The organism is Bradyrhizobium algeriense (assembly GCF_003062295.1).
GTDB lineage: Bacteria > Pseudomonadota > Alphaproteobacteria > Rhizobiales > Xanthobacteraceae > Bradyrhizobium > Bradyrhizobium algeriense.
Genome location: NZ_PYCN01000004.1, coordinates 172,856 through 184,621, shown reverse-complemented (window position 1 = coordinate 184,621; position 11,766 = coordinate 172,856). Strand labels below are relative to the sequence as shown.

The window sequence follows — 11,766 nt, the reverse complement described above, 5'->3', positions numbered from 1 at the left end:
CACACCAAATATCCGTCAGAGATAGCCGGCGACACGCAGCCGCTCGAATGCATCTTCGGTTTCGTGATCGAGTGCGCGGCCGGCGCGCTCCGGCACCTTGGTGCCGTCGAGTTCGGTCAGGATCTCATCGATGCTGGAAGCGGTCGAAGCCACCGGGTTGGTGATGTCCTGGTCACCCAGCGAGCGATAGCGCTTGCCGTCGTTCGACAGATACAGCGGGATGATCGGAATGTTCTCGCGCTTGGTGTAGGCCCAGATGTCGGCTTCGGTCCAATGCAGGATCGGGTGGATGCGCAGATGCGCGCCTGTTGGAGGCGACGCGTTGAACTGGTCCCAGAATTCCGGGGGCTGATCGCGCACGTCCCAGCCGCCTTCGAGCCCGCGCGGCGAGAACACGCGCTCCTTGGCGCGCGTGGCTTCTTCATCGCGGCGGATGCCGGCGATCAAGCCGTCGAAACCATATTTGGTCAGCGCCCATTTGAGTCCCTCGGTCTTGCGCGCGGCGGAGCGCGCGGCCGGCGGCAGGGTGGGATCGACGGCGTCGATCGGCGGGCAGGGCTCGATCTTGAGATCGAGATCCCATTCCTTGCCGAAGCGATCGCGGAACGCATACATCTCGGGAAATTTCTTGCCGGTGTCGACGTGCAGCGCCGGAAACGGCACGCGGCCGAAGAAGGCCTTGCGCGCCAGCCAGATCATCACGTTGGAGTCTTTCCCCAGTGACCACAGCAACGCGAGCTTCTTCAGCCGCGCGAACGCCTCCCGGAGAATGTAAATGCTCTGCGCCTCGAGTTCGTCGAGATGGTCCATCGAGGGCGGCGGCAGCCGTCCGTCGGCCAAAATTTTCGGCAACGAGGATGCCTTGGTGAAGGCTGCGGGCCGCAACCCGTGTCCGCCGGATTCATTGTCGAGAAGATGCATCTCTGGGCCTTGGACTTCGGAGTGGAAAAATTCTAAAGTTGCGCTGCAATAGAGAAGAAATAATTTTCTCTTTGCGAGCGTTGAACGACACATATATAGAAAATAATTCCAGTCAACCCCGAAGTGGGGGAAGCGAGTTTCGCATGCGATTCCTGCCCGTGTTTCTCGATCTGCAAAGCGGCGTGGTGCTGCTCGTCGGAGCCGGCGAACTCGTGCGCGCGAAGTTGCGCCTGCTGGCATCGGCCGGAGCGAACATCCGCTGGTATGCGACCGACGGCAGCCATGACGTTTCGGGGCTCGATGCGGCTGTTGATGCCCGGATCGAACGCGCCACCGGCGATCCGCTCACTTCCGATCTGTCCGGCGTGATCGCAATCCTTTGCGCCGGCGCCGGCGATATCGGTGTTGCGATGTCGGCGCGCGCGAAGGCGGTAGGGCTGCCCATCAATGTGATGGACGATCTCGCGCATTCCACTTTCATCTTTCCCGCGATCGTCGATCGCGGCGACGTCGTCGTTGCCGTCGGCACCGGCGGCGCGTCGCCGGTGGTCGCGCGTCGCGTGCGTGAGCGCATCGAGGCGGTGCTGCCGGCGCGGATCGGCGATCTCGCCGGCTTCATCGGCAGCTTTCGCAAATCGATGCATGCGCGCATTCCCGAATTCCCGCTGCGCCGCCGCTTCTGGGAGCGTGTGATCGACGGCCCGATCGGCGCACTGGTGCTCGCCGGCCGCAAGGACGAGGCTGAAAAAGCACTGAACGAAATCGCCGATCCCTCCGCCTTCGCCGGCGCGAGCAAGGATGGCAAGGCCGAGGGCCGCGTGACGCTGGTCGGCGCCGGTCCGGGCGATCCGGATCTGCTCACCATCAAGGCGCTGCGCGCGCTGCAGGATGCCGATGTTGTGTTTTACGACGAACTGGTCTCGCCGGAAATTCTCGATCGCATCCGCCGCGACGCCGCGCGCATTCCGGTCGGCCGCCGTGTCGGCAAACCCGGCATCGGCCAGGACGCGATCAACAAATTGCTGATTGACGCTGCGAAGGCCGGACAGCGCGCGGTGCGGCTGAAGGGCGGCGATCCCTTCATCTTCGGCCGCGGCGGCGAGGAGATCGAAGTGCTGCGCGAAGCCGGCGTCGCCTATTCGGTGGTGCCCGGCATTACCGCAGGCCTCGGTGCCGCCGCGCAGTTCGAGGCGCCACTGACCTACCGTCACGAAGCGCTGCGCATCACTTTCCTGACCGCGCACAAGGCAAAGGACGCCGAGACGGTCGACTGGTCGGTGCTGACCGACAAGAAGATGACCATCGTAGTCTACATGGGCATGACGGCCGCGCCGTCGGTGCGCGCGGGTCTTTTGGCCGCCGGCCGGTTGCCGCAAACGCCCGTCGGCGTGTTCGCGCGGGTGACGCGGGCGGATGCGCAGGCCGTGGTCGGCACGCTCGAGAATCTTCCTGCGCTGGTCGAAAAAATCGATGGCGGTCCTGCCGTCCTCATCATCGGCGACGTCGTCGCGCATTCCGCGCCGTGGCGCCAGTCCAACCTCAATCAAGTCATCTCCAAACTGCTGGATGCTGCCGAATGACCTCTCCGCTTCAACAAAAAATCAAGATCACCGGTCCCTCGATGGTGACCGCCAACCGCACCTCGGATGGCATCGTGATCTATCGCACCGCGCAGCAGGGCTGGTCGGCAAGCTTGTCGGACGCTGCGATCGTCCACACTTCCGATGAGGCGCGGGTGCTGCTCAACGAAGCCAATGCCGACGACGTCGGCGCGATCGGCGCCTATATCGCGCCGGTCGAGCTCAAGGACAGCGGCGAAATCAAACCCGGCAATTTGCGCGAACGCATCCGGTCGAAGGGTCTCACCATTGACCTGCTTCCGGCTTAAGGCTGATCCATCATGTACGCATATGACGAACTCGATCGCACGCTGATCAATGAACGCGTGTCCGAATTCCGGGACCAGGTGAAGCGCCGCCTCTCCGGCGAACTCACCGAGGACGAATTCAAGATGCTGCGGCTGCAGAACGGCGTCTATCTGCAACTGCACGCCTACATGTTCCGCGTCGCCATTCCCTACGGCACGCTGTCGTCGAAGCAGCTGCGGCGGCTTGCCCATGTCGCGCGCCGCTACGACCGCGGCTACGGCCATTTCACGACCCGGCAGAACATCCAGTTCAACTGGATCAAGCTTTCCGATCTGCCCGATGCGCTCGCTGAACTCGCCGAGGTCGGCATCCACGCGATGCAGACGTCCGGCAACAACATGCGCAACGTCACCTCGGACCAGTGGGCCGGCGTCGCGCCGGGCGAGGTCGAGGATCCCCGTATCTGGTCAGAAATCCTGCGCCAGCACACCACGCTGCATCCGGAATTCTCGTTCCTGCCGCGCAAGTTCAAGATCGCGATCACTGCGTCCGAGCACGACCGCGCCGCGATCAAGGTCCACGACATCGGCCTGCGCCTGCACAGGAATGCCGACGGCGAAACCGGTTTTGAGGTGCTGGTCGGCGGCGGTCTCGGCCGCACGCCGTTCATCGGCAAGACGATCAAGCCGTTTGTGCACGGCCGCGATATCCTGAGTTACGTCGAGGCGATCCTGCGCGTCTACAACCAGTACGGCCGCCGCGACAACATCTACAAGGCGCGCATCAAGATTCTGGTGCATGAGCTCGGCATCGAGAAGTTCGCCAAGGAGGTCGATGAGGAATGGAAGCAGATGGGTCACAGCGCCCTGACGCTCGACCATTCCGTCATCGAGGAAGTGCGCTCGCGTTTCTCCTATCCGGCCTATGAGAAGCTGCCGCACATGCCGGACGAGCTGAAGCAGGCCGCGCATGATCCGTTGTTCGAGCGCTGGCGCAAGAACTCTGTGGCCCCGCACAAGGTGCAGGGCTATTCGATCGTGACGCTGTCATTGAAGCCGGTGGGCGGCCCGCCCGGCGATGCCACCGCCGACCAGATGGATGCGGTCGCCGATCTCGCCGACAAGTATTCCTTCGGCGAAATCCGCGTCGGTCACGAGCAGAATCTGGTGCTGCCCCATGTCGCCAAGCGCGACCTGCCGCAGCTATGGAAGGCGCTCGACCGGATCGGGCTCGCTACCCCGAACGTCAATCTGGTCACCGACATCATCGCCTGCCCGGGGCTGGATTACTGCTCGCTGGCCAATGCGCGCTCGATTCCGATCGCGCAGGAACTGACCCGGCGTTTCGCCAATCATGACACCGCCGAAATGATCGGCCGTCTGCACATCAACATCTCCGGCTGCATCAACGCCTGCGGCCATCACCATGTCGGCCACATCGGTATTCTCGGGGTCGAGAAGAACGGCGAGGAGTTTTACCAGATCACGATCGGCGGCCGCGCCGACGAGAACGCGCAGATGGGCGCGCTGATCGGCCCGGCCGTTCCCTATGCGGAAGTTGCCGATGTGATCGAAGACATTGTCGAAGCCTATCTCGCGCTGCGCGACCGTCCCGAGGAACTGTTCGTCGATACGGTGAAGCGTCTGGGCGTCGAGCCATTCAAGGAGCGGGTCTATGCCACTCGTTAAGAACGGAAGAATTACCCCCGACCTGTTCGTCCATATTGCCGAAGGCGCCGAATTGCCGGGCGATGGAGCGATCCTTGTTCCGGCGGCGCGGTTCCTCGAGGATCCGGAAGCCATTCTGAAGCACGCTGGCAGGGTCGGCGTGATCTGGCCGAACAATCGAAATCTCGATGATCTCGTTCCATATCTCGATCGTCTCGCCGCGGTAGCGCTGGTGTTCCCGTCCTTCCGCGACGGCCGCGCTTACAGCCAGGCGCGCCTCTTGCGGGAGCGGCATGGTTATGACGGCGAGCTGCGCGCCACCGGCCAGGTGCTGCGCGACCAGTTCGTGTTCATGTCGCGCGCCGGCTTCGACGCGTTCGAGGTGAAGAAGGATGCGGACGCCGATGCCTTCGCCGAGACCATGAAACGCTATTCGGTGTTCTACCAGCCGACCGGCGATGGCCGCGTCACCGCGCTCAATCGGCGGATGCAGTTGCGTCATTCGGAGAGTGCCGGCCAGTGAGCATGATCGTACAGCACGGCCTCGCCGCAGATGCGGCGATCCTTCATTCGGCGCAGACGCTCGACCATACCCTGCGTGACGCCTCGCCGGCGCGTGTCATTGAGACCGCGCTTAAGCTCGTCGGCCGCGAACAGCTTGCTCTGGTGTCGTCGTTCGGCACGGAATCGGCGGCGCTGCTCAAGGTGATGGCGGATGTTGATCCCGCCATTCCCGTGATCTTCCTCGATACCGGATGGCTGTTCGAGGAGACGCTCGCCTATCGCGACAGGCTGATCGCAGCCCTCGGCCTTCGTGACGTTCGCTCGATCAAGCCGCTGGAAGAGGCGCTGTCACGCCAGGATCCCGATCGCGAATTGTGGTTCTCCGATCCCGATGCCTGCTGCCGTATCCGCAAGGTGGAACCGCTGGCGCGGGCGCTCAAGCCGTTCTCGGCCTGGATCAACGGGCGCAAGCGCTTTCAGGGCGGCGCGCGCGCCGAGATTCCCGTCGTCGAGGACGACGGCGCGAAGCTGAAATTCAATCCGTTCGCCAACGTGTCGCGCGAGGAGATCGAGGCGATCTACAAGCTCGCCAAATTGCCGCCACATCCCTTGATCGCCTCGGGCTATCTGTCGGTCGGGTGCATGCCATGTTCGAGCCGGACCGCGCCGGACGAAGACGCCCGTGCCGGCCGCTGGCGGGGCAGGCAAAAGACCGAATGCGGCATCCATACGATGAAAACTTCCTAGAACCTGGACTTCATAGGACAACGAAGCTGCGGAACCAAAAACAATGAAATGCGGTTTCGTTGACTAAGCGACCTTTCGTCGCGACTTATGCGCTTCCCGCTTGATGATATGTTTCATCTAGCCGAATGGAGATCACCGATGATCCGTCGCATTCTGCCGCTTGTTGCCGGATTGCTCTGGGCGAGTTCGGCCTTCGCTGCCGATCATACCCTGCTCAACGTGTCCTACGATCCGACGCGCGAACTCTACGCCGATTTCAACAAGGTGTTCGCGGCGGCCTATCAGAAGGAAACCGGCAAGAGCGTCGAGATCAAGCAGTCGCATGGCGGCTCGGGCTCGCAGGCGCGCGCGGTGATCGACGGCCTGCAGGCGGACGTGGTCACGCTGGCGCTGGCCTATGACATCGACGCCATCGCCGCCAAGGGCCTGGTGGCGCCGGACTGGCAGAAGCGCCTGTCGCTGAATGCGTCGCCTTATACGTCAACGATCGTGTTCCTGGTGCGCAAGGGTAATCCCAAGGCGATCAAGGATTGGGGCGATCTGATCAAGCCCGGCGTGCAGGTGATCACGCCGAACCCGAAGACCTCGGGCGGTGCGCGCTGGAATTATCTGGCGGCGTGGGGCTTTGCGGAAAAGAAATTCGGCTCCGCCGACAAGGCGAAGAAATTCGTCGCCGACCTCTTCAAGAACGTGCCGGTGCTGGATACCGGCGCGCGCGGCTCGACGGTGACCTTCGTTGAGCGCGGCGTCGGCGATGTGCTGCTGGCGTGGGAGAACGAGGCGTTCCTGGCGCAGCGCGAGTTCGGCAAGGACAAGTTCGAGATCGTTGCGCCGCCATTGTCGATTCTCGCCGAGCCGCCGGTCGCGGTCGTCGACAAGGTTGCCGACAAAAAAGGCACCCGCGCCGTCGCCGAGGCCTACCTGAAGTATTGGTATACCAAGGAAGGTCAGGAAATTGCCGCACGCAATTCCTATCGTCCGCGCGATTCGGAAATTGCGAGGGAGTACGAAAAATCCTTCGCCAAGGTCGAACTTTTCACGATTGACGACGTTTTTGGTGGTTGGACCAAGGCGCAGAAGGATCACTTCGGCGAAGGCGGCATTTTCGACCAGATTTACAAGAATTGATCTGGCTGACGGCCAGCCGTAGCGGAAGCAGGGGGATTTGTGAGCACAGCGGTCGCACGGCGGACGAGCTTGCCCGGGTTCGGGCTCACCATGGGCCTGACCCTGACATGGCTCTCCGTTATCATCCTCATCCCGCTCGCCGGCCTGTTCCTCAAGACGCTCGAGCTTTCGCCCGGACAGTTCTGGGAAATCCTCACCAGCCGCCGCACTTTGAACGCGCTGAAAATTTCATTTGGCCTCTCCTTTGCCGCCGCCTGCGTCAATCTGGTGATGGGCACGATCATCGTCTGGGCGCTGGTGCGATATCGTTTTCCGGGCCGGCGGATATTCGACGCCATCGTCGACATTCCCTTTGCGCTGCCGACCGCGGTGGCGGGTGTGGCGCTGACGCAATTGTTCGCGCAGAAGGGATGGCTCGGCGCGCCGCTCGCCGAACTCGGCATCAAGGTCGCATTCACGCCGATCGGAATTTTCATTGCGATGGTCTTCATCGGCATTCCGTTCGTGGTGCGGACGGTTCAGCCGGTGCTGATCGATCTCGATCCTGAAATCGAGGAGGCGGCCGCGAGCCTCGGGGCCAACCGTTGGCACACGGTGTTCCGGGTGATCCTGCCGAGTCTTATTCCGGCGCTGCTGACAGGTTTTGCGCTGGCATTCGCGCGCGCCGTCGGTGAATACGGTTCGGTCATTTTCATTGCCGGCAATCTGCCGAACGTGTCGGAAATCGCGCCGCTCCTGATCGTGATCAGGTTGTCCGAATTTCGTTATGCCGATGCGACGGCCATCGCCGTCATCATGCTGCTGGCTTCGTTCCTGATCATCCTCGTCGTCAATCGCCTGCAACGCTGGGCGCAAACCCGCATTCCCGCGCATTGAGGACCTGACGATGTCGACGCAAACGAGCTTTGTGACTCCGGCGACGCCGCTAAGGGCCTATACGTCGACGGCGGACCTCGCGATCTCCCCGCCGTCGCACCGCGAGGCGGGCGACCGGGCACGCGCGGTTACTTCACCAAAAGACCTGCGGACCGAGCCGGCACCCGTCCGCTTTATCATCGTCGCGCTTGCTGTCACGTTCCTCACCGTCTTTGTCGTGCTGCCGCTGGTCGTGGTGTTCGCATCGGCCTTTTCGAAAGGCATCAGCGCCTATTTTGCTGCACTCGCCGAGCCGGAGGCGCTTTCGGCGATCAGGCTGACGCTGCTGGTTGCGGCGATCTCGGTCACCCTCAACCTCGTGTTCGGCGTGATCGCGGCCTGGGCGATCGCGAAATTCGAATTCCGCGGCAAAACCTTTCTGATCACGCTGATCGACCTGCCGTTCTCGGTCAGCCCGGTCATTTCGGGTCTCGTCTTCGTGCTCCTGTTCGGGGCGCAGGGCTATTGGGGCACGTGGCTGCAGGCGAACAACGTCCACATCCTGTTCGCGGTGCCGGGCATTGCGCTCGCCACCATCTTCGTGACGTTCCCGTTCGTCGCCCGCTCGCTGATTCCCTTGATGCAGGAGCAGGGCACGCAGGAGGAGGAAGCGGCGACCTCGCTCGGAGCGTCAGGCCTGCAGACCTTCTTCCGCGTCACTCTGCCCAATATCAAATGGGGCCTGTTGTATGGCGTACTGCTGTGCAACGCGCGCGCCATGGGCGAGTTCGGCGCGGTGTCTGTTGTGTCGGGCCATATCCGCGGCGAGACCAACACCATGCCGCTGCTGGTCGAAATTCTCTATAATGAGTATCAATTCGTGGCGTCGTTTGCGATTGCTTCGCTGCTGGCGATGCTGGCCCTGATCACGCTGGTCGTGAAGACAGTGCTCGAACAGCGTCTGGACGAAGCGCAAAGCCCAAGCGACTATTCAAGGGACCATCCAAGTGACCATTGAAGTCAAAAACATCGTCAAGAAGTTTGGCGCATTTGCTGCGCTGGATAACGTCGATCTGAAGGTCGGCAAGGGCGAATTGCTGGCGCTTCTTGGACCATCCGGTTCGGGCAAGACCACGCTGTTGCGGATCATTGCAGGCCTCGACTGGCCCGATGCCGGCGAGGTGCGGATCGACGGCGAGGATGCGCTGGGACACGGCGCCAGCGAGCGCCATGTCGGATTCGTGTTCCAGCACTACGCGCTGTTCCGCCACATGACGGTGTTCGAAAACGTCGCCTTTGGCCTGCGCGTACAGCCGCGCGCCATCCGCAAGGACGAGGCCACGATCCGCGCCCGCGTCAAGGAGCTGCTGGATCTGGTGCAACTCGACTGGCTGGCCAACCGCTATCCCAGCCAGTTGTCCGGCGGCCAGCGACAGCGCATTGCGCTTGCCCGCGCGCTGGCGATCGAGCCGCGCATCCTGCTGCTCGACGAACCGTTCGGCGCGCTCGATGCCAAGGTGCGCAAGGAGCTGCGGCAGTGGCTGCGCTCGCTGCATTCCGAAATTCACGTCACCTCGATCTTCGTCACTCATGACCAGGAAGAGGCGCTCGAAGTCGCCAACCGCGTCGTGGTGATGGACAAGGGCCGGATCGAGCAGATCGGCACGCCGGGCGATGTCTATGACAATCCCGCCACCGCTTTCGTCCACGGCTTCATCGGTGAATCCATCGTGCTGCCGGTGGAGGTTCTCGGCGGCTCGGTGCGGCTCGGCGGCCAGCCGCTCAATATCGCCGCCGATGGCGCGGCCTCCGGCGCCTCAAAACTGTTCGTCCGCCGCCACGACATGCAGATCGGGCCGGCGGGAACCGGCTCGCTGGAGGGCGCGGTGCGCCATGTCCGCTCGTTCGGCCCGATCCAGCGGGCGGAGGTCACGCTCTCGGGCGGCGAGGGCAAGACCGTGATCGAGATCGACGCCCCCCGGGACCGGGAACTCCAGGCCGGCGAGATCATCGGCCTGCAGCCCCGCCGCTACCGAATTTTCGCGGCACAGGATTGAATTCCGTAGCCCCGTAGCCCGGATGGAGCGCAGCGTAATCCGGGGCCGCTTGCGCCGCGGACGGACCGTTCCCGGATTGCGCTGCGCTCCATCCGGGCTACCGCCGCGTCGGCTGCCCCCAAATCGCTCCCCCGTTCACCATTCAGCCACGGTTGGTATGCAACAACGGCCGCGTCCAGCCTTCGGGATTCTTTGGGGGATTCTTTCAGTGAAACGGGCGACTACCGCCATTATCGGGCTTTTGCTGCTTGCCGGTTGCTCGGCAGACGTCAAGATCCCGGATCAGCCGGCCATGTATCTCGACATGGCGCAACCCGGCGCCACGCTCGATCCGGTCGCGGCCGCGATCATGATCTCGCAATACCGCCAGAACAACGGCCTCGGCACCGTGGTGGTCGATCCTGAGCTGACCAGGCTCGCCGAGCAGCAGTCGCAGGCGATGGCGGCGCGCAACAAGATGGACCACAATGTGAAGGGCCCTCTGGAAAAGCGGCTGGGAGCCTCCGGCTATCCGGCGAAGCTCGCCGTCGAAAATGTCTCGGCCGGATATCACACCCTGGCGGAAGCCTTCTCCGGCTGGCGCGACTCGCCGCCGCACAAGGCCAATATGCTCAAGAACGGTGTCACAAAATTGGGCATCGCGGCGGCCTATGCTCCAAACACCAAATACAAGGTGTTCTGGACGCTCATCCTTGCATCAACCTGAAGCAGGTCCGGTTACGGGCTTCGATGCCTCACGAGACGGTAAACTCGGCGTGATCCTTGCTTCGATCTCGCCAATTGACGCGGTGGCGAACTGTCGCCACGGTGCCACTGTCTTTGTCCACTAGTCGATGGTCACGATGGATCTTTCCGACTCTGTGCCGGCCACCACGCCCGCCAAAGCGCAGCGTGTGCTGGTGCTGCAAGGCGGTGGCGCGCTCGGCTCCTATCAGGCCGGCGCCTTTCAGGCATTGTGTCGCTCGGGTTTCGAACCGGAATGGGTCGCGGGCATTTCGATCGGCGCCATCAATGCCGCGATCATTGCCGGCAACGGACCGGAAACGCGCGTCGACCGTTTGAAGGAATTCTGGGAGATGGTGTCATCTCCGGTGTCGTGGAATCCGGTGACACCAGGTGAGCGCGCACGCTCGCTGTTCAACGAAACCTCAGCCGCACTGATCGCGACCTTCGGCGTGCCCGGCTTCTTCACGCCGCGGATTCCGCCTGCACCGTTGTGGCCGCCCGGCAGCCCGCAGTCGCAGAGCTATTACGACACCGCGCCGCTGAAGAAAACGCTCGAGCGGCTGGTGGATTTCGACCGCATCAACGATCTGAAGATGAGGTTCAGCGTCGGCGCGGTCGGCGTCACCTCGGGCAATTTCAGATATTTCGACAATGTCGAGTTCAGGAAGGCCGGCAAGAAGATCGGCCCCGAGCACGTCATGGCCTCCGGCGCGCTGCCACCCGGTTTTCCGTCCGTTGTCATCGAAGGTGAGCATTACTGGGACGGCGGCATCGCCTCGAACACGCCGCTCGATTTCGTGCTGGAAGAAGAGTTCAACCGCGATCTCCTGATCTTCCAGGTCGACCTGTTCAGCGCGCGTGGCGACCTGCCGACGTCGCTGCTCGAGGCCGCCGAGCGGGAAAAGGACATCCGTTATTCCAGCCGCACCCGCACGAGTACCGACAAGAACAAGCAGATCCACAACGCGCGGAAGGCGGTGCGCGATCTGCTCAGCAAATTACCGGATCATTTGAACAACGATCCGTCGGTCGAATTCCTGCGCAAGGCGTCGAAGGAAAACACCGTCACGGTCGTGCACCTGATCTACAAGAGCAAGAATTACGAGACAAATTCCAAGGACTACGACTTCTCGCATGTCGCCATGGTCGAACATTGGGAAGCGGGTGTTCGCGATGTGCATTTGTCGATGCGTAACAAAGAACGGCTGGAGCGGCCGCAACCCGGGCAGACCATGGCGACTTACGATCTCACGGGGAAGGGCTCAAACCCAGCCGAAGGCAAACAGGAGTGAA

General features: G+C 62.5%; 12 protein-coding genes. 11 read left to right on the top strand and 1 reads right to left on the bottom strand.

Annotation, left to right across the window (positions count from 1 at the left end; all coding sequences use genetic code 11):
* Positions 1-15: 15 nt before the first annotated feature.
* A complete protein-coding gene (gene cysD / locus C7G61_RS11870) occupies positions 16-810 on the bottom strand; it encodes a sulfate adenylyltransferase subunit CysD (RefSeq protein WP_108514482.1) in 795 nt (264 codons plus the stop codon).
* A gap of 254 nt (positions 811-1,064) precedes the next feature.
* Here cysD and cysG point away from each other — a divergent pair, with 254 nt between their 5' ends.
* From cysG to C7G61_RS11815, 11 genes are all read left to right on the top strand, one after another.
* Entirely contained in the window at positions 1,065-2,501 is a 1,437-nt protein-coding gene (gene cysG, locus C7G61_RS11865; protein ID WP_108514274.1) for a siroheme synthase CysG, read from the top strand.
* Positions 2,498-2,809: a DUF2849 domain-containing protein gene (locus C7G61_RS11860; RefSeq protein ID WP_108514273.1), complete on the top strand. Its 312-nt coding sequence runs from the start codon at positions 2,498-2,500 to the stop codon at positions 2,807-2,809. The genes cysG and C7G61_RS11860 overlap by 4 nt, the downstream gene beginning before the upstream one ends.
* Positions 2,810-2,821: 12 nt before the next feature.
* Positions 2,822-4,477 carry a nitrite/sulfite reductase gene (locus tag C7G61_RS11855; protein WP_108514272.1) on the top strand — a complete coding sequence of 552 codons (1,656 nt, stop codon included), beginning with the start codon at positions 2,822-2,824 and terminating at the stop codon, positions 4,475-4,477.
* Complete coding sequence (locus tag C7G61_RS11850; RefSeq protein WP_108514271.1) at positions 4,464-4,979, top strand: DUF934 domain-containing protein; 516 nt, start codon at positions 4,464-4,466, stop codon at positions 4,977-4,979. Before C7G61_RS11855 ends, C7G61_RS11850 begins: the two co-directional genes overlap by 14 nt.
* Positions 4,980-4,981: 2 nt before the next feature.
* Positions 4,982-5,707 (top strand): phosphoadenylyl-sulfate reductase, encoded by a 726-nt coding sequence (locus tag C7G61_RS11845; RefSeq protein WP_108514270.1) that lies wholly within the window; start codon positions 4,982-4,984, stop codon positions 5,705-5,707.
* A gap of 138 nt (positions 5,708-5,845) precedes the next feature.
* Positions 5,846-6,835: a sulfate ABC transporter substrate-binding protein gene (locus C7G61_RS11840; protein WP_108514269.1), complete on the top strand. Its 990-nt coding sequence runs from the start codon at positions 5,846-5,848 to the stop codon at positions 6,833-6,835.
* A 69-nt stretch (positions 6,836-6,904) separates the two neighbouring features.
* Positions 6,905-7,711, top strand: a complete 807-nt coding sequence (gene cysT, locus C7G61_RS11835; protein ID WP_108514268.1) for a sulfate ABC transporter permease subunit CysT — start codon at positions 6,905-6,907, stop codon at positions 7,709-7,711.
* Between the two features lie 10 nt (positions 7,712-7,721).
* Positions 7,722-8,708 carry a sulfate ABC transporter permease subunit CysW gene (cysW, locus tag C7G61_RS11830; RefSeq protein ID WP_108514267.1) on the top strand — a complete coding sequence of 329 codons (987 nt, stop codon included), beginning with the start codon at positions 7,722-7,724 and terminating at the stop codon, positions 8,706-8,708.
* On the top strand, positions 8,698-9,747 hold the full coding sequence (locus tag C7G61_RS11825) for a sulfate/molybdate ABC transporter ATP-binding protein (RefSeq protein WP_108514266.1): 1,050 nt from the start codon (positions 8,698-8,700) through the stop codon (positions 9,745-9,747). Before cysW ends, C7G61_RS11825 begins: the two co-directional genes overlap by 11 nt.
* Positions 9,748-9,904: 157 nt before the next feature.
* The gene (locus C7G61_RS11820) at positions 9,905-10,453 is read left to right on the top strand and encodes a CAP domain-containing protein (RefSeq protein ID WP_108514265.1); all 549 of its coding nucleotides are present in this window, start codon (positions 9,905-9,907) and stop codon (positions 10,451-10,453) included.
* A 136-nt stretch (positions 10,454-10,589) separates the two neighbouring features.
* Entirely contained in the window at positions 10,590-11,765 is a 1,176-nt protein-coding gene (locus C7G61_RS11815; RefSeq protein WP_108514264.1) for a DUF3734 domain-containing protein, read from the top strand.
* The last annotated feature ends 1 nt before the right edge of the window (position 11,766 follow it).

Coding starts and splice junctions, on each gene's coding strand:
- C7G61_RS11840 (WP_108514269.1), top strand. CDS start 5,846: ATGATCCGTCGCATTCTGCCGCTTGTTGCCGGATTGCTCTGGGCGAGT.
- C7G61_RS11850 (WP_108514271.1), top strand. CDS start 4,464: ATGCCACTCGTTAAGAACGGAAGAATTACCCCCGACCTGTTCGTCCAT.
- C7G61_RS11855 (WP_108514272.1), top strand. CDS start 2,822: ATGTACGCATATGACGAACTCGATCGCACGCTGATCAATGAACGCGTG.
- cysW (WP_108514267.1), top strand. CDS start 7,722: ATGTCGACGCAAACGAGCTTTGTGACTCCGGCGACGCCGCTAAGGGCC.
- C7G61_RS11860 (WP_108514273.1), top strand. CDS start 2,498: ATGACCTCTCCGCTTCAACAAAAAATCAAGATCACCGGTCCCTCGATG.
- cysG (WP_108514274.1), top strand. CDS start 1,065: ATGCGATTCCTGCCCGTGTTTCTCGATCTGCAAAGCGGCGTGGTGCTG.
- C7G61_RS11815 (WP_108514264.1), top strand. CDS start 10,590: ATGGATCTTTCCGACTCTGTGCCGGCCACCACGCCCGCCAAAGCGCAG.
- C7G61_RS11820 (WP_108514265.1), top strand. CDS start 9,905: ATGCAACAACGGCCGCGTCCAGCCTTCGGGATTCTTTGGGGGATTCTT.
- cysD (WP_108514482.1), bottom strand. CDS start 810: ATGGACCATCTCGACGAACTCGAGGCGCAGAGCATTTACATTCTCCGG.
- C7G61_RS11845 (WP_108514270.1), top strand. CDS start 4,982: ATGATCGTACAGCACGGCCTCGCCGCAGATGCGGCGATCCTTCATTCG.